This is a genomic window from Rhizorhabdus antheiae (genome assembly GCF_049889055.1).
GTDB lineage: Bacteria > Pseudomonadota > Alphaproteobacteria > Sphingomonadales > Sphingomonadaceae > Rhizorhabdus.
In genome coordinates, this window is the sequence record NZ_JBLTWO010000011.1 from 91956 (window position 1) to 112754 (window position 20799).

Genomic DNA, 20799 nt, shown 5'->3' on the forward strand with positions numbered 1-20799 from the left:
CGCAATTTCGTAACAAGTTACCGCAGTTGCGTTTTGTGCAATCAGGCGATGACGATTTCGGCCAATATGCCGTCGAGCAGGAGCGCGCCCGCGTCGGTCACGCGCAACTGCCCGCCGTTCAGGGTAACCAGCCCCTGGCGGTCAAGCCGGGCGACGGCGCGCTCGTCGACAAGTGCCTCGACCGATAGACCGGAGAGGCGGGCGATGCGGGAGAGATCGACGCCCTCGACCAGGCGCAGCCCCATGATCAGCGCCTCCTGCGCGCGTTCGCGCCCGCGCAGCCTGTCTTCCACCTCGATGCCATGGCCGATCTCGCCGACCCGCCGCAGCCAGTTCTCCGGCTTTTTGCGCCGGGCCGTAGCGATCCCGTCGCGGCGCCCATGCGCCCCGGGGCCGATCCCGGCATAATTTCCGTAGCGCCAATAGGTCAGATTGTGCCGGCTCTCGGCACCGGGCCGGGCATGGTTCGAAGTTTCATAGGCAGGCAGACCGGCGACGGCCATCCGCGCCCGCGTCGCTTCGAACTGAAGCGCGGCGGCATCGGGATCGAGCGGTACCAGTTCGCCGCGCGCGAACCGCGTCGCGAATTGCGTGCCGGGCTCGATCGTGAGCTGGTAGAGCGAGACATGCTCGGTTCCGAAGGCGAGCGCCTGTTCGAGCTCCGCGAGCCAATCATCGAGGCTCTGCTCCGGACGGGCATAGATCAGGTCGATGCTGACCCGGTCGAAATCCGACTGGGCGGTCGAAAGCGCCTTGAGGCTTTCGGCGACGCCATGGGCGCGTCCCAGCCAGGCGAGTGTCTGGTCGTCCAGCGCCTGCAGGCCGAGCGAGACCCGGTTGACCCCCGCTGCCGATAGATCACCGAAGCGCGCGGCCTCGACAGAGGAGGGGTTGGCTTCGAGGGTGATCTCCAGGCCGGGGGCGACCGCCCAATGACCGGCAGCCGCCTCGATCAGCGCGGCGACCGTCGCGGGCGGCATCAGCGACGGTGTCCCTCCGCCGAAGAAGATCGATGTCAGGCGGCGACCGGGAAGCAGGGCTGCTTCATGTGCGAGGTCGGCGAGCAACGCCTCGCGCCACTCGTCCTGGTCGACATGCGACCGGACATGGCTGTTGAAATCGCAATAGGGGCATTTGGAAACGCAGAAGGGCCAGTGAATGTAGAGGGCGAGATCGCTCTCGCCCGTCTCCATCGGCCGGAGCCGGTCTGTCACCGCGCTCGCATCACGGCTGGAAGACCGCCGCGACCAGCTTGGCGAAGGCATCGGCGCGGTGGCTCATCGCGTGCTTGTCTGCCGGGTCCATCTCGCCGAAGCTGATCTCATGGCCCAGCGGCTGGAACATCGCGTCATAGCCGAAGCCATTGTCACCGCGCGGCGGCCAGACGAGAAGACCATCGACACGGCCTTCGAAGCTTTCGACATGGCCGTCGGGCCAGGCGAGAGACAGCGCGCAGACGAAATGGGCGTCGCGGCCCGCTTCGGGGCCCTGTTCCTCGAGGCGTTCGTGGACGCGCCGCATGGCTTCGCCGAAATCGCGGCTGCCATCCTCGCGCTCGGCCCAGCGCGCCGAGAAGATTCCCGGCTCGCCGCCCAGCGCCTCGACGCACAGGCCGCTATCGTCGGCCAGCGCCGGGAGCCCGGTGAGGTCGGCCGAGAAGCGCGCCTTGAGCTCGGCATTGGCGATGAAGGTGGTGCCCGTCTCTTCGGGTTCGGGCACGCCCAGCGCGCCGGCCGACACTGTCTCGATCCCGAACGGCGCGAGCAGTTCGGCGATCTCGCGCAGCTTGCCCTTGTTGTGGCTGGCGATCACCAGCTTGCCCGGCGCCAGCTTGCGGTGGACGATGTCGGCCGCAGCGGTCACCGGCCGGTCGCCTTGCGCTGCGCGGCGAAAATCTCGCCGCAACCGATGCGCGCCAGACGGAGCAGGCGCAGCAGCGCCTCCTCATCATAGGTAGCGCCCTCTGCGGTTGCCTGCGCCTCGGCGATATTGCCATTGTCGAGCAGCACGAAATTGGCGTCGGCATGGGCGTTCGAATCCTCGATATAATCGAGATCGAGCACCGGCGTGCCCTGATGGATGCCGCAGGACACCGCTGCGACCTGCGCCGTGATCGGATCCTCGGTGAGAGCGCCCGAGGCGAGGAGCTTGTCGACCGCGATGCGCAGCGCGACCCAGCCGCCCGAGATCGACGCGGTGCGGGTGCCGCCATCGGCCTGGATGACGTCGCAGTCGATCACGATCTGGCGCTCGCCGAGCTTTTCCATGTCGACCACCGCGCGCAGCGAGCGGCCGATCAGACGCTGGATTTCCTGCGTGCGACCGGACTGCTTGCCCTTGGCGGCCTCACGGCTGCCGCGCGTGTGCGTTGCGCGGGGCAGCATGCCATATTCGGCGGTGACCCAGCCCTGGCCCTTGCCGCGAAGGAAGGGCGGAACCTTCTCCTCGACCGAGGCGGTGACGAGCACGCGCGTGTCGCCGAAGCTGATCAGGCAGGCGCCTTCTGCGTGAACGGTGAAGCCGGTTTCGATGCTGATGGCCCGCATCTGATCGGGCGTGCGGCCGGATGGGCGCATGGGAATTCCTTCTTGCTATGTGCCGCCCCCTTAGGCGCGGTGCGGGAAAGTTGGAAGCCTGTTGAGCGGCGGGCATCCATTCCCTATCTTCGGATCGTGAGCGCCGTACCCCTGTCCGAAATGTCGATCCGTGCGCGCGAGGTGTTTCGCGTGGTGGTGGAGAGCTATCTCGGCAACGGGCAGCCGGTGGGCTCGCGGACGATCTCCAAATTGGCCGGTCTCAACCTGTCGCCGGCCTCGATCCGCAACGTCATGCAGGATCTGGAAGAACTTGGGTTGCTGGCGGCGCCACACACGTCAGCGGGACGCATGCCGACGCAAACCGGGCTGCGGTTGTTCGTCGACGGCATGATGCAAACCGCCGAGCCGTCCGCCGACGAGCGTGCCGCGATCGAGGCCCGCGCCGCACGGGGTGGCCCGATCGAGGAAGCTCTGGCCCAGACCAGCGCCATTTTGTCCGGCCTTTCTGCCTGTGCAGGCATCGTGCTGGTGCCGCCGCGCGAGATGGTCCTGCGGCAATTCAGTTTCGTGCCGCTGTCGCGTGAGCAGGCTGTGGCCGTACTGGTCGGGCAGGACGGCAGTGTCGAGAACCGCGTCGTCGATCTGCCGCCGGGCGTTCCCCCTTCGGCACTGGTCGAAGCCGGCAATTTTATCAGCGATCGCCTCGCGGGATTGTCGTTGGCCGAAGCGCGGGCGCGGATCGAGGCGGAACTGGCACGGGGCAGGGCGGCGCTGGACGCTGCGGCGGCCTCGCTCGTCACGCAGGGGCTCGCCGTGTGGTCTCAGGATGGCAGCGCCCGGCCGGTGCTGATCGTGCGCGGGCAGGCCAATCTCATCGATCCGTCGACCGCCGACGATCTGGAGCGGGTGCGGCAGTTGCTCGACGAGATCGAGGGCAAGGAAGAGATTGCCCGCCTGCTCGACAGCGCGCGCGGCGGGCAGGGGATCAAGATCTTCATCGGATCGGAGAACAAGCTGTTCTCGCTGTCGGGATCGTCGGTGATCGCAGCGCCCTATCGCGGCGGCGACGGCCGCGTGCTGGGCGTGGTCGGGGTGATCGGGCCGACCCGGCTGAACTATGCCCGTATCGTGCCGATGGTCGATTTCACCGCGCAGGCGCTGACGAGGATGCTGGCCTGAAGCGGGGCTCAGTCCTGCTGGGTGCCCTTGGACACGAGTCCCAGAACGACATCTTCGGAGAGCATTTCCTCGAACTGGATTCCGAAGCGATTGCCTTCCACCCAGCGCACCACGCCGGGAACCTCGAAGGCGTGGCGCTCGAGAAGAAGGCGGCAGCCAACCGGCAGGGGTGGGGTCGCACTGAGCATCGCGCCCCCCTGGGAGACGTCGAGCAGGACGCAGTTGAGCTCGCCATGAACCGAATAGACATTGGCGGCCAGCATGATCCGGTGCCGGCCGAAGCGCCGTACGTCCGCCTGTTGCTGTTCGCTCACGGAAGCCATCGCCGTCCGCATATCCTTGTCCCGTTATGTCCGGATGGGCACATTGCCCTATCATCCCTAATGAATCGCTAAACGAAACGGTGTACGCTGCCTTATCCGTGGAATTCCGGAGCGAGTCCGCCGAATGACGAGCGCTGAAGACACAGTCTCCGTGACGCGATCGATTGCGACTTCAGGTGACCCTAGTGCGCAGTGGATCAAGCGGCATCGCTGGCCGACGCGCCTGTGGCACTGGACCAATGCCGTCGCCATGCTGATCATGCTGATGAGCGGCCTGATGATCTTCAACGCGCACCCGCGTCTTTATTGGGGCGATTATGGCGCGAACAGCGACAAGGCCTGGCTGCAGATCGGATCGCGCGGTGACAAGGGATTGCTCGTACTCGGCAAGGAGCGGTACGAGACGACCGGCGTGCTGGGCCTGTGGACCGACGCCAAGGGCATAGAGCGCCGGCGCGCCTTTCCCGGCTGGGCGACCATCCCGACGAGCTACAGTCTCGCCGACGCCCGGATATGGCATTTCTTCTTTGCCTGGGTCCTCGTCGGATCGGCGCTACTGTTCTTCGCCGCGAGCATCGTCAACGGCCATTTCCGGAAGGACTTGCTGCCCAAGCGTGACGAGCTTGAGCTGCGGCATATCTGGTCCGATATCGTCGCCCATGCCAGGCTGCGCTTTGCGACAGGCGAGGCGGCAAAGCGCTATGGGATTCTTCAGAAGGCGGCCTATCTGTCGGTAATCGCTATATTATTGCCTCTGATTATTCTGACGGGACTGACGATGTCCCCCGCGATGAATGCGGCCTGGCCGTGGTTGCTCGACCTGTTCGGCGGACGGCAGTCGGCCCGGTCGATCCATTTTCTCAGCGCGGCGGGGCTGGTTCTGTTCTTCCTCGTCCATATCGCGATGGTGATACTGGCGGGGCCGATCAACGAGGTCCGGTCGATGATCACCGGCTGGTACCGTCTGCCGGAGGACAAGGGATGAGCATCAGCCGACGCCGCCTTTTGGGCGCCATGGCAGCAGGCACGGGCGGCCTTCTCCTGAGCGGGTGCGACAAGATCAACGCGCTGCCGTCGGTGCGGTCGGCGTTGAAGTCCGCCGAAGGTCTGACCATGCGCTCGCAGCGGATCCTTGCGGGCCGCGACGCGCTAGCACCCGAATTCTCGGCTGCCGATCTGTCTCCGCTGTTCCGGTCTAACGGGACCTATCAGCCCGCCGGCGCAGCCTATGAAGCGCATCGTCTGGCAGGGTTCGCCGACTGGAAGCTCAGCGTCGGCGGGCTGGTGCAGCGTCCCTTGTCGCTGTCGATGGCGCAGATCCGTGCGATGCCGGCCCGGACCCAGATCACCCGTCATGACTGTGTCGAGGGCTGGAGCGCGATCGGGCAGTGGACCGGGGTTCCGCTGAAGCTTCTGCTCGACATGGCCGGTCTGAGGACCAGCGCCCGCTATCTGATCTTCCGCTGCGCCGACCGTTATGGCGCGATGCCCTATTATGAGAGCATCGACCTGATCGACGCCTTCCATCCCCAGACGATCATGGCCTGGGGGCTGAACGGCGCGCTGCTGCCGGTCGGCAATGGCGCCCCGGTGAGGCTGCGCGTCGAGCGCCAGCTGGGCTACAAGCATGCAAAATATGTCGAGCATATCGAGGCGGTTGCGAGCCTGAGTGAATATGGTCTCGGAAAAGGCGGCTACTGGGAAGACCATCATGATTATGCCTGGTATGCCGGAATATAGAGCGCCGGCCCCTGCATCCGGAGCCGTTCCGGGCCTGATATAGCCGAACTTGAAAGGGACATGATCGGGCTCCGTCGAGCACGGCGAGGATCTCGCGGAAGGTGGGAATGCGCAATCCCGTCAACGCGCGCGGCGCTGGCTGCGCGTCTCTATCAGGGTGAACAGCCCGGTGCCGCCGATCACCAGCAATGTGCCGACGGCTTCGGGCCAGCCGAAAGGCTCGGCAAGGATGGCGACGGCGAGGATGATTGTGAGCAGGGGACTGACGGTAGAGATGATGGCCGTGCCCTGCGCACCGATCCGTGCAGTGCCGGCGGACATCAGGAAGGTCGGCACGACGGTCGAGAAGATGGCAAGCGCGATCATCAGCCGCCACGCCGGCGCGGGCGCGACCAGATCGCCGAAATCGCGCGTGAGCAGGAATTGCGCGATCAGCGAGACCGACGCCGCGCTCATCGCGATCGCGGTGAACAGCGCGGGGCCGCAGCGCAGGATCAGTTCGCGCGCGAACAACTGATAGAGCGCGAAGGTCGCTGCGGCTCCGAAGACGAACGTTGCGCCGGTAAGCATCGACGGGCTCAATCGCGCGGGCTCCGCACCGAACATGACCGCGAGCCCGGCATAAGCGAGTCCCGCGCCACCGAGGGCGTGCGCGCGCAGCCGATGGCCGAAGATCATCCGGCCGAAGATGATGACGAGAAAGGGGTAGGTGAACAGAATCAGCCGCTCGGTCTGGGCTTCGAGCGTCTGTAATCCCTCGAAGTCGAGCCAGGACGAGCAATGATAGCCGAGCACGCCGATTGCGGCGGCCAAGGCGATCGACTTTCCGTCGGGGCGATCCGTCGGGCCCCGGCGGAACCACTCGAACAATCCGACGCCCATGAACACGGGAAGTGACAGGCCCATCCGGATCGCCAGCAAGGCTGTGGTGTCGATGCCGTACACGTAGATCAGCTTGATCAGGATGCCCTTGAGCGCGAACAGCAGCGATCCGACCGCCGACAGCGCGAAGCCGATCAGCCGCCAGCGAACGCCATGTTCGGCGGGAATGTTCATGATCCGGGCCTTCTTCGAAAGCGAAGGGTGGGGACGGCGGCCTGCGATATCGGCGCGACCGTCCCCGTCGATCAGGTCTGGCTCAGCCGACCTTGGCGTCGACCGGCGCGCGGCCGCGCTTGACCATCATCTTGTTGAGCGCGTTCACATAGGCGCGGACCGAGGCAACCATCGTATCCTGATGCGCGCCGCGGCCGCGGGTCGTGCGGCCATTCTCCGAGAGCAGCACCGAGACCTCGGCCTGTGCATCGGTGCCCCCGGTCACGGCATGGACTTCGTAGCGTTCGAGCACCGAGCTGTCGTGCGGGACGATCAGGCGGATCGCGTTGAACAGCGCATCGACCGGGCCGTTGCCGCGCGAGGTGACGGTCTTTTCCTCGCCATCGACGTCCAGCGTCAGGATCGCACGCTGCGGGCCGTTCGACCCGCAATAGACCTCGACCTCCTTGACCTGGATCGCATCGTGGCCGCGCAGAACCTCGTCATCGACCAGCGCGACGATGTCTTCGTCATAGACCGCCTTCTTGGCGTCGGCGAGCTGCTTGAACCGGCCGAAAGCGTCCTGGAAGGCATTGTCGCCCAGCGTGTAGCCCAGTTCCTCGAGCTTCTGGCGGAAGGCGGCGCGGCCCGAATGCTTGCCCATCACCAGATTGCTGTGGGTCAGGCCGACGCTTTCCGGCGTCATGATCTCGTAGGTCGAGCTGTCCTTGATCATGCCATCCTGGTGGATGCCGCTTTCATGCGCGAAGGCGTTGGCGCCGACGATCGCCTTGTTCGGCTGCACCTGGAAGCCGGTGATGCCCGAGATCAGTCGCGAGGACCGCGTGATCTCGTTCGCCACGATGTTCGTAGCATAAGGCATCACGTCCTGGCGCACGCGCAGCGCCATCGCGATTTCCTCGACGGCGGCATTGCCGGCGCGCTCGCCGATGCCGTTGATCGTCGATTCGACCTGTCCGGCGCCCGCCATCACGGCCGCCAGCGTGTTCGCCACGGCGAGGCCCAGGTCGTTGTGGCAATGGGTCGAGAAGACCGCGAGGTCGGCGTTGGGCACGCGGTTGATCATGTCGCGGAACATCGCGCCATAGGTCTCGGGCGTGCCATAGCCCACCGTGTCGGGCAGGTTGATCGTCCGCGCACCCGCCGCGATGGCGACCTCGATCGCGCGCGCCAGGAAGTCCGGCTCGGACCGGGTCGCATCCTCGGCCGACCATTCGACGTCGGGGCACAGGTTGCGCGCCATCCGCACGGTGCGATCGATCGCCTCCAATACTTCCTCGGGCGACTTGTTCAGCTTGACCCGCATGTGCAGCGGCGAGGTCGCGATGAAGGTGTGGATGCGCGGGGCGACGGCATGCTGGACGGCTTCCCAGGCGCGCTCGATATCGGCCTGCGCGGCGCGGGCAAGGCTGGCGACGGTCGCCTTCTTGCACTGCCTCGCGACTTCCGAAACCGCCTCGAAATCACCGGGCGAGGCGATCGCGAAGCCCGCCTCGATGATGTCGACGCCCAGCGTCTCGAGCTGGGCTGCGACCTGCAGCTTTTCCTCGAGGTTCATCGAACAGCCGGGAGACTGCTCGCCGTCGCGCAAGGTGGTGTCGAAAATCTTGATGGTCTTGGTCACGGTACCTGCTCCTGTGCAGGGTTGTCATTTTGGGTGAAGGTCCGACCCTTAGACGCCGTGGCTTGCAGGACCGGTTGATCCCAAGCGAAATCGCGCGCCTAAGGGCGCGTAAGTCGAAGCAGGAGAAGGGCGCTGAACCGCGTCATATGGCGGGCCTCATACACGGAGCACCCGACGGAAGTCCATAGCTTTGTCAGGCGTTGGTCTGGCGCAGCGCATCGGCGAGCGATGCTGTGGCGCTGCCCCGGCGGGCGGGCTTGGGCTGGCCGGGGTCGGGCGCCCAGCCCGACAGATAGACGATCTCGAAGCTTTCCCGGATCCGACCTTCGGGGCCGGCGGCCTGCTGGAAGGCATCGAACAGCTTGGCGAGCCAGGTCCGGCCGCCCGACAAATGGCGGGAGCGCGACAGCAGGATGTTGGTGCCTGCCATGCCGCGCAGGTCGCGCATCAGGCGCAGCGGATCGCCATAGCCGACGTCGAGCCGCTCGCCGTCCGCGACCTGGAGCGCGAAACCGGCGCGGGAGAGGAGATCGCCTGCCGAGCGCACATCCACCTGCGGGTGGATGCGCGGCGCGATGCCGCCGGCTGCGGCCTCATCGGCCTCCATCAGCGCACCGCGCAGCCAGGCCAGGCTGCCCGCTCCGAGGAAGGCGCCCAGAAAGAGCCCGTCCGGCCGCAGCACGCGCCGGATCAGGGCGAGGGCGCCCGGAAGATCGTTGACGCTGTCGAGCGTGCCGAGCGCCACCACCAGGTCGAAGCTGCCATCGGCGAAGGGGAGGCGGTCTTCATCGCACTGCACCCCGCCGCTGGCTCGCGCAAAGGCGAAGCCGGGATCAGCTGCAAACACGCGCCGGCCGGGAGCGGCGAAGCGATCGAGCAGCCTGCCGTCATGGCTGCCGAGCAGCAGCACCCGGTCGAAGGCGCGCGTCACCATCGCCAGCCGTTCCGCCAGTTCGTCCGCCATATGTTCGATCAGAAAATCATGCGCCGCGAAATCCGGCGCGGCGCGGTCGCGGCGCATGCGGCGCATGCGGCGGTCGAAAATCTCGGGCTGGTCCATGGTGCGCGCTTGTGCCGCCGCGCGGGGTGCGTGACAAGCAGGCAAAGGGGGCAAGCCAGATGCGCAAAGGGCGGCAATGGTGGTGATGCGAGCGATGGCGGGACTGGTCGACGTCGCGCTCCGCTTCGCGCTGCCGCCCCGCTGTCCGGGCTGTGGCACGATCGCGGCCGGCCCGCATCAATTCTGCCTCGATTGCTGGACGGCCATGCGCTTCCTCGGCCCCCCGCAATGCGCACGCTGTGGCGAGCCCTTCGAGATCGATCCCGGCATGGGTTCCGAATGCGGCGCCTGTCTCGCCGATCCACCCGCCTATGACGCGATGCGTGCGGCGGTGATCTACGGTCCGATCGCACGGGCACTGGCGCTGAAGCTGAAATATGGCCGGCGACCGGGGATCGCCCGGACGGTGGCGATCCAGATGCGGCGCCTTCTGCCGGCGGGGGAGGGCTGGCTGATCGCACCGGTCCCGCTCCACCGGTGGCGCATCTGGAGCCGGGGCTATAACCAGTCGGCGCTGATCGCCCGCGCGCTGGCCGAGGATGGGCGGCAGACGCTGGCGCTCGATCTGATCGAGCGCGTCCGGGCGACGCCGCCGCTGCGCGGCCAGGGGCCGGTGGCGCGGGCCAAGACGGTGCGCGGGGCTTTCGCCGTGCGTGACCGTGGCCGGGTCAAAGGCCAGAAGGTCCTGCTGATCGACGATGTCTACACCACCGGCGCGACCGCCGATGCCTGCGCGCGCGTGCTGAAGAAGGCCGGGGCGTCGCGCGTCGAACTGCTCTGCTGGGCGCGCGTGGTGCGCGACGACGATCCCGCGCGTTGACATTCCGGCCCGGCGACAACATCTCGGGCGAAACAAGGATATTGAGGCAAATGGCAAAGGTCGAGATCTACACCAAGGCGTTCTGCCCCTATTGCGCGCGCGCCAAGTCGCTGCTGGAAAGCAAGGGCGTTGCGTATGAGGAATATGACATCAGCATGGGCGGCCCCAAGCGGACCGAGATGCTCGAGCGCGCCAAGGGCGGTTCGACCGTGCCGCAGATCTTTATCGACGGCGCCCATGTCGGCGGTTGTGACGACATTCACGCGCTCGACCGGGCGGGCAAGCTCGACCCGCTGCTCGCCGGCTGATGCGGGCTGCGGTCTTCCAGAGCCGCACCGGGATCGATCCCGCTGCCAACGCCGCGCGGCTCGTGGCCGCGATGGCCGAGGCGAAGGCGGGCGGGGCGGACATGCTCTTCACCCCCGAAATGTCGGGCCTGCTCGACCAGGACCGCAAGCGCGCGGCCCCGCATCTGTGCGCAGAGGCGGACGACCGGGTGCTGGCGGCGGTGCGCGATGCCGCGCGCGAACATGGCCTATGGGTTCACCTGGGTTCGCTCGCGCTGAAGGGCGGGAGCGACGGCCGCCTCGTCAATCGTGGCTTCGTGATCGACGATGAAGGCGCGATCCGCGCGCGCTACGACAAGATTCACCTGTTCGATGTCGACCTGCCGACTGGCGAAAGCTGGCGGGAATCGGCCGCTTATGCCCCCGGCGAACGCAGCGTGATAGCGACTACGCCCTGGGCGCGGATTGGTCTCTCGATCTGCTACGACATGCGCTTCCCCGATCTCTATCGGGCGTTGAGCGATGCGGGCGCCGAACTGCTCTCGGTTCCCGCGGCCTTCACCGTCCCGACGGGCAAGGCGCATTGGCACGTCCTGCTCCGCGCGCGGGCGGTCGAGGCGGGGGCCTTCGTCGTCGCGGCCGGGCAATGCGGAGGGCATGAGGATGGCCGCGCCACCTTCGGCCATTCGCTGGTCGTCGACCCCTGGGGCGAGGTGCTGCTCGACATGGGCGACGAGGAGGGGGTTGGTTTCGCCGATATCGATCTCGCGCGTCTTGCCGATGTGCGTGCTCGGGTGCCGGCGTTGCGCCATCGCCGCCCGATCGGCGCGGTGGAGACCTGCGCATGATCGTGTTCGATCTCGCCTGCCGTCCCGCCGGGCATGTCTTCGAAATCTGGTTCGGATCCTCGACCGATTACGAAGATCAGAAGGCGAGAGGGCTGGTGTCCTGCCCCTATTGCGGATCGTCCGAGGTCGAGAAGGCCGTGATGGCGCCCAACGTGGCGCCCAAGGGGAATCGCCGGTCCGACGCCGATAGCCGGGCCATGGTTCCGACGGCGGCTCCCGGCGGCGCTGTCGTGCCCGCCGGCGCCAATCTGCCGGCGCCGGAGCAGTTCAAGGAGATGGTCGCCAGGATCGCCGAGATCCAGGCGAAGATCCTCGAAGGCTCCGAATATGTGGGCAAGGGTTTTGCCGATCGGGCCCGGGCGATGCATCTGGGCGAGGAGGACAGTCGCCCGATCCATGGCCAGACGAGCATTGAGGAAGCCAGGGCGCTGCTCGACGAAGGAATAGCGGTCGCGCCGCTGCCTCTGCCGGTCCGACCGCCCGGCAGCGAGAACTGAGCGGCTGCGCCTGCTCTGGACCCGGCGCGAGCCGCTCGCTATGAGCCCTCTTCGGGACTCCGTAGCTCAGCAGGATAGAGCGTCTGCCTCCTAAGCAGAAGGTCGCGCGTTCGAATCGCGCCGGGGTCACCACCCATCCTAAAGCCCGACGAGCTTGAGCGCGGCATCGGCTGCGCCCTCCAGACCGTGGCGCGGGCGTCCGCCTGGATGAGCCGCGAGCGGGGCTTCCTCGACGATCAGGAGGCCGCTGCCGCCTTCGACCCTGTCTTTGAACAAGGCTTCCCGGCCAAGAAAATAGGGCCAGAAGGTCTCGGTCCTCGCGACCGAATAGCGCAGATCGGCGGAAAATCCGACCAGCTGGGACTGCCCAAAAATCCGTCCCTTTTCAGCCTGTTCCGCCCGGATTCCGCGACGGCCTTTGAGGATCAGTCGGCCGGGACCGTGGAACTGGAGATAACGCAGCTGCAAGGTGAGCCATGCGGCCAGCGAAAAGAGGCGCCAATGGCTGGTGATCCGCAGCGGCCGCCCGGCGGGATGCGCCACCGCCGCCAGCGCGCGGGGCTGCAGCACGCAGCCCGCCCCCTCGGGCAGATCGAGGATCGTCACCTCGGCCAGTGGATCATGCACGGCCGAGACGGTGGTGCGCGCATCGGCGCCGGTGATGCGGGTGAGGAAGCACAGGCCCGTGACGAGGCTCGACAGCGGATGCCGCCAGTCGAGCAGCCAGTGCGTCGTCTTGACCCCTTCGACCGATGCCGATTGCAGATAGTCCTGCCGCACGAGCAGGTCCTCATCGGGGCCGAGGCGGATCGTGACCGAGGTCGTCGAGGCGGCAGGCATGGGAATGGCGATCTGGCCATCCGGGCCGCCTGAAGGGTTGCGGAGCAGGATCGAGCGCCGCCGCTCGGCATAGGGCGCGAACAGGAAGAAGAAGACCAGGCGGATCGCATAGGGCGTCAGGATGATCGCCAGCAGTGCCCAGCCGGCGGCGATCAGGATGCGGTCGAGATGGAGCCGAGCGGCCCAGAGATGCAGGCGCTCGCTCCAGCTCGCGGCCCATGTCGCGCGGGCAGCGGCCAGTTCGGTATCGAAGTCCGCAGCCCAGATGCGGGTCTTTTCGTTCGTGCCCCCGGCAATATCGTCTGCCGCGCGGGACAGCCCGTCACGGGCCGCCTGGGCCGCACGGATGGCTTTCTGCCGCGCTTCGATCAGGGCCTGCCGCCGTTGCGCATCGGCGCAGGCACCGTCGGCGGCGCGGACCAGTGCGCGATGCTCGTCAGTGTCGAACCAGGACCGCCAGCGCCACCGCCAGCGCGCTTCATAGGCCCGGCGTGCCGCCTGCGCCCGATCGCAGCGGGCCTGCGCCTGCCGCAGCGCTGCCGTCTGCGCCTGAAGGTCGACCGTCGCGGCGATCCTGTCGCGATCGGCGAGCAAGGCAGCCCGCGCCGTGCGCAGGCCTGCCAGTTCCTGTTCGGCGAGGAGGCGGTCGAACTCGGCGCGCTTGGCCTGCAGCAGCGCGTCGCCACCCTGTGCGGCGAGGATCAGCGTCGAGGGGCTTGCCGCGATGCGCTGGTCGAGCGCCTGCTTGCGGGCGTCGGTTTCGGCGATCTGCCGGTCGATCGCGTCCAGCCCGCCGCGCCGCGCCTGTTCGACCCGCGTGGAAACCTCGGCCGCCGCGCCATCGAGGCGGGGCTGGAGCGTTCGGCGGGCGTCGAGCAGGGCGGCATGGTGGAGGCGCGCGGTGCGGTCGCCCTCCGCCTGCTCGCGAAGCCAGGGAAGCGCGATCGCGGCAAAGCCGATCGCCGCCACGAGCAAGGCGTAGAGCAGGAGCCGACGCCCGAACCACCGGACGATCCGCAGGACGAGGTCGAGCAGCATCGCCCTTCCATAGCCGCGCGATAAAAAAGGAACCAGCTTACCGAAATTGCGGTTGAGCCGCGGATGAAAATCGCGACAGTGGCCGTAAGCCGGGGTTCGGACTTGGGGAGATGGGAATGAGCGACATGACGCCGGACAGGATGCCGATCGCGCAGTCGCTGCGTCTGCCTTGCGGTGCGGTGCTCCCCAACCGGCTTGTCAAGGCGGCGATGACCGAAGGGCTGGCGACTCCGCAGGGCGCGCCGACCGACGATCTCGCCCGGCTCTATCGCGTCTGGTCGCAGGGCGGGGCGGGGCTGCTGCTGACCGGCAATGTGATGATCGACCGCGACCATCTCGAACGGCCGGGCAACGTCATCCTCGATCGCTTGCCCGACCGTGAGACGATGGGGCGTTACGAAGCCTGGGCGGAGGCGGGGACCGAGGGCGGAAACGGCCTGTGGATGCAGATCAGCCACGCCGGCCGACAGACCCAGAAGAGCGTCAATCCCGCCCCCAAAGCGCCCTCGGCCGTCGCGCTGCGCGTCCCCGGCGGACGCTTCGCCACGCCGGTGCCCTTGAGCGAGGAGGAGATTGCGGATCTGATCGGCCGCTTTGCCACCGCCGCGATGGTCGCCCGCGACGCCGGTTTTACCGGCGTCCAGCTCCACGCCGCCCATGGCTATCTGATCTCGCAATTTCTGAGCCCGCTCGCCAATCTCCGCACCGACCGCTGGGGCGGCAGTCTCGAAAACCGCGCGCGCTTTCTGCTCGACAGCGTGCGGCGGGTGCGCGCGGCGGTCGGCCCCGACTTTCCGATCTCGGTCAAGCTCAACTCGGCCGATTTCCAGCGTGGCGGCTTCGCCTTCGAGGAAAGCCTGAGCGTCGCGCGCTGGCTGGAGCGGGAAGGCGTCGACCTGCTCGAGATATCGGGCGGCTCCTATGAACAGCCGGCGATGATGGACCTCGACGGGATCGGCGAACGCGAGGAGCCGCGCGGCGTCCCCCCGTCGACGGCGGCGCGCGAAGCCTATTTCGTCGACTTCGCCAAGGCGATGAAGGCCGAGGTCGGGACGATGCCGCTGCTGGTGACGGGCGGCTTCCGCAGCCGGGCGGCGATGGACCATGCGCTGGCCACGGGCGCGGCCGACCTGATCGGACTCGCGCGTCCGCTGTGCGGAGCGCCCGATGCCTGTCGCGCGTTGCTTGCCGGCGCTGATGCCGTCCCCCGTTATGAAAACCGATTGTCGCTGCTGCCGCGCTGGCTGAACTGGCTGCGCGCGATCAAGCTGGTCGACGGCATCGCCGGTTTCGCGGTGCAGTTCTGGTATTATGGCCAGATCGACCAGCTCGGCCGCAAAGGGCGAATCGAGCCCGCTTTGTCGGTCTTTGCCGCGCTGCGGCAGGTGGAGCGCGACGCGGCGGCGTGGATGGCGGCGCGCAAGGCATAGGCTGACTGCCCCATCGGGCTCATTGGGGCGACGGGAAAGGCTCATTTGATGAGCCTTTCGCCAGCGGCGCGGATGGCGGCCTCTGCCCTTGGGCCTATCACTGGACGGCGAAGGGCGAACGAAAATCGTCCCCTATCGGTTGGGAGAGAGAGCCATGCAGGACAAATATCTGATCAAGAACGGCACTGTCGTCGACGGCACCGGCGCGCCCGCCTACAAGGCCGATGTGCGCGTGCGCGGGTCGCAGATCGTCGCGATCGAGCCGAATATCGAACCCGAGCGGCGCGAGCGCGTGATCGACGCCACCGGCTGCTATGTCACCCCCGGCTTCATCGAGGCGCATAACCATTATGACGCGCCGATGTGGTGGATGCCCACGCTCGATCCGATGCCGGGCTATGGCGTCACCACCTCGATCAACGGCAATTGCGGTTTCGCCGCCGCGCCGGTGCACGACGATCCGGCGGTGCGGCAGGAGATGATCGACATCTTCTCCTTCTTCGAGGACATCCCCGAAAAGCCGTTCCGCGATATGCTGCCCTGGGACTGGAAGACCTGGAGCGAGTATAAGAGGTCGGTCGTCAAGCATGTGAAGACCCCGGTCAATTTCGGCGCCTTCGTCGGGCATATCGCGATCCGCCTGGCCGTCATGGGCCTCGAAGCCTGGGATCGCACGGCGACCCCGGCCGAGATCGAGCAGATGTGCGTCCTGCTGGAGGATGCGCTGTCCGCCGGCGCGATCGGCATGTCGACCAATCTGCTTGACCATGACAAGCATGATCGCCCGATCCCGACGCGCAAGGCCGACGATGCCGAGTTCGACGCGCTGTTCGCCGTCGTCGCCCGCCATCCGGGGGCGCTGGTCCAGGTCGTGGTCGACTTCTTCATGCGCCTCGACGGCCTCCAGAATTCGGAACGGATGAGCGCGCTCGCCAAGAAGCACGGCATCCGCCTGCAGATCGCCGGCAGCGTGCCGACGCTCGCCTTCCAGTCCTTTGCGATCGAGGGCGCCGAGGCGCTCCACGCGCGCAACAAGGCGGAGGGCAATGATGTGTGGCCGGGCTTCCACGTGATCTCGCCGACCACGATCGTCAGCTTCAACTCCTCGCTGCTGTTCGCCCAGTCGAACAATTATGTGTGGAGCGAGGTCGTCCAGACCAAGGGCGAAGAGGCGAAGATCGCGCTGCTCGAAAGCCCCGAATGGCGGGCGCGGGCGCGCGAATCCTGGGCGCAGACCTTCCCGATCTCGCCGATCGGCCGGCCCGAGGACATCTTCTTCATGGAAAGCGCCACCGGCGTCGGCCCGATCACCGGCACGCTGCGCGACTATATGGACGCCAACGGCATCGACCATCCGTCGGACGCGCTGGCCGACTGGCTGCTCGACAACGGCACCGACTCGATCATCAAGACCGCCGACTTCCCCAATAATGAGGAAGCGCTCGACAAGCTGCTGACCGACCCGCAGGCGCTGGGCAATCTGTGCGACTCCGGCGCGCATGGGCAGATGTTCTGCGGCGTGGGCGACAATGTCCTGTTCCTCACCCGCTATGTCCGCGACCGCAAGCAGCTGACGATCGAGCAGGGCATCGAATATCTGAGCGGCCGCATCGCCCGCCACTTCAACCTTCCCGATCGCGGCACGCTGAAGGTGGGCAAGAAGGCCGACATCGTCGTGTTCGACCTCGCCGAGATCGAGCGCCGCCCCGACGAGAAGGCGTGGGACGTGCCGGACGGGGAGGGCGGCACCACCTACCGCTACACCCGCCAGCCCGCGCCGATGCGCCTGACCATGGTCAACGGCATCCCCACCTTCGACCGCGGCGCCTTCGCCGGCCACTTCCCTGGCGAGTTCATCGGCCCCGAGGTCGAGGCGCTGGCCCAGGCGGCGGAATGAGACTGCGCTCCCCGGCGGGTCGAAGCCTGCCGGGGAGTGAAGAAATGGAACAATGCGCGTCGGGCACATGTCCGGCGCGCATTTTTCTGTCGTCGAAGGGGAGTAGAAGCCGTGGAGCGGGTGAAGGGAATCGAACCATCGTCGTAAGCTTGGGAAGCATCGGATTTTCGCAGTTTTCTGCGGATATCCGAGCAAAACCAAGTCCAGCCCACGCCTTATCTTTCAATCGGTTAGCTATTGACAGCAAAACAGTCAAGTTGCGTTGCAGTGAACGGGACGCTGACTCACAACACCTTCTGTCGCCTGTCGATGGCTTAACCATGGGGGTGTCGCGAACACCGATCTCCTTATGTCTTTGGCTTTCGCACCGCCGTGGACCTATGTCTGCTTGACCCATCCAGCGCTGCGTGGTCAACGGAGCAGGCGGGAACCGAAACAATGCGGGGTGAAGGCGGGGGTGATGCGTTTGCTACGAGCGCTGCCATTTATGGGGCGATTATCAGACTGCTCGGCCGAGGATCGCCGGGAAGCTTTCGTCGAGGTGCTTCTCGCGACCCTCTTCTCAACGATGCCACTGTGGTTTCTGCCATTGCTCAGCGGTGTATTTTTTCTCAAGCCCGTCACGGGATACGATGCGATCAGAACCGGCGAGTTGTTTTTGTTTTCTACCGCGCTCGTTGGGCCTCTCGGCTACATCATATCTAAGAACTACGGTGAAAAATCACCTGTGGGAGGCGCTGGAAATCGTCTGCTAAGATACTCGATTAAATTCCCTTACGGCGCAGGATTTATTTTCGCCTGTGTCGCGATTTGCCTCGTTTCGAGCTTCGCCTTTTTAGTTTTACGAAACCCATTTTTCCAGTCGAGCGAGATATCGAAGTTGATCAACTATGATGGTGTTATCAGTTTATCATGGTTCACTTTCTGTCTCTCTACGCTGATCCTCTTTTGCGCCATGTCATATCGCAATGGCTTTGATAGCATTGCGCGGACCATGTCGGAGCAGGAAAGATCGTTCGCGGCTGATTGGGAGGCGCAGAAATGACTGCTGATCTGCCCGTAGATCCTGACGCAATCACGTTCGATTTTCCATGCATCCGAGCCCGCCAGCCGATTGGCGACATCTTTGTTGGAGCGATTCCGCATAAGCAGTTGCAGAAGATTACTTATTTTGATGTTCGAAGAGTATTACGCGACGAGCGTGATTTCGAACGTTACCTCGGCATTCAGCGACCGTTGGATGAGAAGCGTGTCGGCCAGCTAAACACCTACGTCAATTTCAAAGATGCCTCCTTCCCGACGTCAATCATTCTGGCTCTCACTGAGGGTTATGTGTCATTCGATGACACGACAAACCGGATGACCGTCTCAAACTGTCGCACGGGAGAGTCAGTCCCCAGCATCAACCTTGGGCAAATTGCGCGCGTTTTGGATGGGCAGCACCGCATCGCTGGCCTTCAAGGGTTTAAGGGCGAGGCGGACACCTTCGATCTGTCCGTTACCCTTTTTGTCGGGGCGGATATTGCCGACCAAGCCCAAATATTTGCAACGGTAAATTTGGAGCAAACGAAGGTAAATAAGAGTCTCGTTTATGATCTCTATGAACTGGCGCATTCGCGTAGCCCACAAAAGACATGCCACAACATCGCTGTCGCACTGGATGGGGATGCTACTTCGCCTCTGTATAAACGCATCAAGCGGCTTGGAATTGCAACCGAGGGACGATTTTTCGAGCCCGTCACTCAGGCTACATTCGTCGAAGCACTAATCGGCTATATTAGCAAAGATCCGAAATTAGATCGGGATAAGCTGCTGCGCGGCAACAAGCTCTCAATGGCAGTTGACGACGACCTCTATAAAATGCCGCTCCGAAACCTCTTTATCAAAGATCAAGACATCGAGATTGCAAAGATTGTGAACAATTATTTTCTAGCAGTTCGTCAGAAGTGGCCGACAGCATGGGATGAGCGCGGTCGCGGATATGTGCTTAACCGAACCAACGGATTTCGAGCGCTCATGCGGTTCTTCCGTAAAGCCTATTTACAGGTTGCCGAACCGGGGGATATTCCCTCACCACAACGCTTCTATGAGCGAGCACTTAGCCGAGTGCCACTGAAGGACACAGATTTCACAATAGAAAATTTCGGTCCCGGAACATCTGGAGAAGCCAGATTGGTTCGCGTTCTGCGAGGCGAGGAAACGCTTTGATCTCGCTCAAATGGTCTGCTGCTGCACATTGCCGGAATAAGGATGACTGATCCCTTTTTGAAATGGGCAGGCGGCAAACGATGGCTCGCTGCTTCGGGCGAGCTACCCGTGCCGCGCGAATATGTGCGCTATGTCGAGCCGTTTCTGGGCGGAGGCGCGATGTTTTTTCATCTCAAGCCCGCCACCGCCATTCTGTCCGATATTAATGCTGAATTGATCGAGCTATATGCCGTCGTTCGTGACCAACCTGAGGCGCTCCGGAGGTTGATGGCAGCGCATCAGCAACAGCACTCTACGGACTACTATTATAGCACTCGCGCCGCCGTACCATGCTCTCAGATTGAGAGAGCCGCGAGGACGCTTTATCTCAATCGAACCTGCTGGAATGGCTTGTACCGGGTAAATCTACGCGGTGAATTTAACGTTCCGATCGGAACAAAAACTACCGTTTTGTTTGCAGATGAGACTTTCGAGGTGGCGTCGGAGGCGTTGCGAGGCGCGAATTTGATGTGCTGCGATTTTGAAACGACGATCGAAACTACGGGGGTAGGCGATTTTATATTTATCGATCCGCCGTATACCGTGCAGCATAATTTGAATGGGTTTCTAAAGTACAACGAACGCATCTTTAGTTGGGCTGACCAGATACGGCTGCGGGACTGCGTGGCTGCTGCGATAACTCGGGGAGCCGCTGTTGCCGTTACTAACGCAGATCACGAGAGCGTGCGTGCGCTCTATAGTGGCATTTGCGAATATAGGCAGCTTCGAAGGTCTAGCGTGCTTGCTGGCGACGCGAACAGGCGAGGGCAAACCACTGAGGCGTTGTTCTTCGTCTCATAAGCTGGTGACGTTAAGCCAGAGCCGCGCGCGCATTCCCATCGCGATAAGCTCACGTCGATGCCGAACCTTCAGTGAGCAACGGAATCGGTATTTCGAGCACGATCCAGCTACGTTGGCGGCTAACCGGCTAGGATCTTCACTGAAATAGCCGTTCGTCATTAACGTTGCCAGCCGCCGCCGCGCGACTTCCGGCGTGACAATGTTGGAAGCGCCCACTATCTTACTCGATGTCTCCTCAGGTCTCGTAAGCCTCAGGTGATGCACATGACTTGCTAAGCACGGGTCCGCTCTGTCGGGCGGCCCACGAAATACAATAGACCCACGGGTAAATACGTGGGGCGTTCTGCCCCGTGCTCGCACGTTACGAACCACCCGACACCAGCCGGGAGCGAGGTAGGGGGCGACATGAGAAACGCATTCTGGGCGAGTGTCCTGGCGGGCGCGTTATTGGCTTTTCCAACGCCCGTCCGGGCTCAAGATAAAATGTTCGACTTTTCCGGCTTTCGCACCGACGAAACATCACCACCAGAAATCATATTTGCGGACAAGCGATGTAAGATCGCTCGTGTTGGTAC

General features: G+C 64.6%; 20 protein-coding genes and 1 tRNA gene. 13 read left to right on the forward strand and 8 right to left on the reverse strand.

The annotated features are described in order from the left end of the window. Positions 1-41: 41 nt before the first annotated feature. The 3 genes from hemW to rph are packed head-to-tail and all read right to left on the reverse strand — an operon-like array spanning position 42 to position 2576. Positions 42-1193, reverse strand: a complete 1152-nt coding sequence (gene hemW / locus ACNI3R_RS18005) for a radical SAM family heme chaperone HemW (RefSeq protein WP_426185926.1) — start codon at positions 1191-1193, stop codon at positions 42-44. Between the two features lie 31 nt (positions 1194-1224). Then, positions 1225-1863: an RdgB/HAM1 family non-canonical purine NTP pyrophosphatase gene (rdgB, locus tag ACNI3R_RS18010; protein ID WP_426185888.1), complete on the reverse strand. Its 639-nt coding sequence runs from the start codon at positions 1861-1863 to the stop codon at positions 1225-1227. Next, entirely contained in the window at positions 1860-2576 is a 717-nt protein-coding gene (gene rph, locus ACNI3R_RS18015; RefSeq protein ID WP_426185890.1) for a ribonuclease PH, read from the reverse strand. The genes rdgB and rph overlap by 4 nt, the downstream gene beginning before the upstream one ends. Before the next feature lie 120 nt (positions 2577-2696). On the opposite strand from rph, the gene hrcA reads away from it, so the two are divergent. Then, complete coding sequence (gene hrcA, locus ACNI3R_RS18020) at positions 2697-3716, forward strand: heat-inducible transcriptional repressor HrcA (RefSeq protein ID WP_426185927.1); 1020 nt, start codon at positions 2697-2699, stop codon at positions 3714-3716. A gap of 8 nt (positions 3717-3724) precedes the next feature. Here hrcA and ACNI3R_RS18025 read toward each other — a convergent pair whose 3' ends face one another. Then, the gene (locus tag ACNI3R_RS18025) at positions 3725-4039 is read right to left on the reverse strand and encodes a PilZ domain-containing protein (protein WP_426185892.1); all 315 of its coding nucleotides are present in this window, start codon (positions 4037-4039) and stop codon (positions 3725-3727) included. Between the two features lie 151 nt (positions 4040-4190). On the opposite strand from ACNI3R_RS18025, the gene ACNI3R_RS18030 reads away from it, so the two are divergent. Together ACNI3R_RS18030 and ACNI3R_RS18035 are read left to right on the forward strand one after the other, a co-directional pair. Beyond that, the gene (locus ACNI3R_RS18030) at positions 4191-5024 is read left to right on the forward strand and encodes a cytochrome b/b6 domain-containing protein (RefSeq protein ID WP_426185894.1); all 834 of its coding nucleotides are present in this window, start codon (positions 4191-4193) and stop codon (positions 5022-5024) included. Further along, positions 5021-5779: a molybdopterin-dependent oxidoreductase gene (locus ACNI3R_RS18035; protein WP_426185896.1), complete on the forward strand. Its 759-nt coding sequence runs from the start codon at positions 5021-5023 to the stop codon at positions 5777-5779. The genes ACNI3R_RS18030 and ACNI3R_RS18035 overlap by 4 nt, the downstream gene beginning before the upstream one ends. A 120-nt stretch (positions 5780-5899) precedes the next feature. Here the strand turns inward: ACNI3R_RS18035 and ACNI3R_RS18040 are convergent, their stop codons facing one another. The 3 genes from ACNI3R_RS18040 to ACNI3R_RS18050 form a co-directional block, all read right to left on the reverse strand. After that, on the reverse strand, positions 5900-6835 hold the full coding sequence (locus ACNI3R_RS18040) for a DMT family transporter (RefSeq protein WP_426185898.1): 936 nt from the start codon (positions 6833-6835) through the stop codon (positions 5900-5902). A gap of 82 nt (positions 6836-6917) precedes the next feature. Next, complete coding sequence (locus ACNI3R_RS18045) at positions 6918-8459, reverse strand: 2-isopropylmalate synthase (RefSeq protein ID WP_426185900.1); 1542 nt, start codon at positions 8457-8459, stop codon at positions 6918-6920. A 193-nt stretch (positions 8460-8652) separates the two neighbouring features. Further along, a complete protein-coding gene (locus ACNI3R_RS18050; RefSeq protein WP_426185902.1) occupies positions 8653-9519 on the reverse strand; it encodes a class I SAM-dependent methyltransferase in 867 nt (288 codons plus the stop codon). An 85-nt stretch (positions 9520-9604) separates the two neighbouring features. Here ACNI3R_RS18050 and ACNI3R_RS18055 point away from each other — a divergent pair, with 85 nt between their 5' ends. The 5 genes from ACNI3R_RS18055 (at position 9605) to ACNI3R_RS18075 (ending at position 12103) form a co-directional block, all read left to right on the forward strand. After that, positions 9605-10339: a double zinc ribbon domain-containing protein gene (locus tag ACNI3R_RS18055; RefSeq protein WP_426185929.1), complete on the forward strand. Its 735-nt coding sequence runs from the start codon at positions 9605-9607 to the stop codon at positions 10337-10339. A 50-nt stretch (positions 10340-10389) separates the two neighbouring features. Then, positions 10390-10647, forward strand: a complete 258-nt coding sequence (gene grxC / locus ACNI3R_RS18060; protein WP_426185904.1) for a glutaredoxin 3 — start codon at positions 10390-10392, stop codon at positions 10645-10647. Continuing rightward, positions 10647-11474 carry a carbon-nitrogen hydrolase family protein gene (locus ACNI3R_RS18065; RefSeq protein ID WP_426185906.1) on the forward strand — a complete coding sequence of 276 codons (828 nt, stop codon included), beginning with the start codon at positions 10647-10649 and terminating at the stop codon, positions 11472-11474. Before grxC ends, ACNI3R_RS18065 begins: the two co-directional genes overlap by 1 nt. Further along, on the forward strand, positions 11471-11971 hold the full coding sequence (locus ACNI3R_RS18070; protein WP_426185908.1) for a DUF1178 family protein: 501 nt from the start codon (positions 11471-11473) through the stop codon (positions 11969-11971). Before ACNI3R_RS18065 ends, ACNI3R_RS18070 begins: the two co-directional genes overlap by 4 nt. 55 nt (positions 11972-12026) lie before the next feature. Then, a tRNA-Arg gene (locus ACNI3R_RS18075) sits at positions 12027-12103 on the forward strand. Positions 12104-12109: 6 nt separating this feature from the next. Here ACNI3R_RS18075 and ACNI3R_RS18080 read toward each other — a convergent pair. Next, positions 12110-13849, reverse strand: coding sequence for a hypothetical protein (locus ACNI3R_RS18080; RefSeq protein WP_426185910.1), 1740 nt, complete (start codon positions 13847-13849; stop codon positions 12110-12112). Between the two features lie 116 nt (positions 13850-13965). Here ACNI3R_RS18080 and ACNI3R_RS18085 point away from each other — a divergent pair, with 116 nt between their 5' ends. The 5 genes from ACNI3R_RS18085 to ACNI3R_RS18105 all read left to right on the forward strand — a co-directional run bounded on the left by ACNI3R_RS18085 (position 13966) and on the right by ACNI3R_RS18105 (position 20224). Then, positions 13966-15279: an NADH:flavin oxidoreductase/NADH oxidase family protein gene (locus ACNI3R_RS18085; RefSeq protein ID WP_426185912.1), complete on the forward strand. Its 1314-nt coding sequence runs from the start codon at positions 13966-13968 to the stop codon at positions 15277-15279. A 154-nt stretch (positions 15280-15433) separates the two neighbouring features. Then, positions 15434-17176: an N-acyl-D-amino-acid deacylase family protein gene (locus ACNI3R_RS18090; RefSeq protein WP_426185914.1), complete on the forward strand. Its 1743-nt coding sequence runs from the start codon at positions 15434-15436 to the stop codon at positions 17174-17176. A 460-nt stretch (positions 17177-17636) separates the two neighbouring features. Next, positions 17637-18221, forward strand: coding sequence for a hypothetical protein (locus ACNI3R_RS18095; protein ID WP_426185916.1), 585 nt, complete (start codon positions 17637-17639; stop codon positions 18219-18221). Further along, positions 18218-19384, forward strand: a complete 1167-nt coding sequence (locus ACNI3R_RS18100; RefSeq protein WP_426185917.1) for a DGQHR domain-containing protein — start codon at positions 18218-18220, stop codon at positions 19382-19384. Before ACNI3R_RS18095 ends, ACNI3R_RS18100 begins: the two co-directional genes overlap by 4 nt. Positions 19385-19426: 42 nt before the next feature. Then, a complete protein-coding gene (locus tag ACNI3R_RS18105) occupies positions 19427-20224 on the forward strand; it encodes a DNA adenine methylase (protein ID WP_426185919.1) in 798 nt (265 codons plus the stop codon). Positions 20225-20799 lie beyond the last annotated feature (575 nt).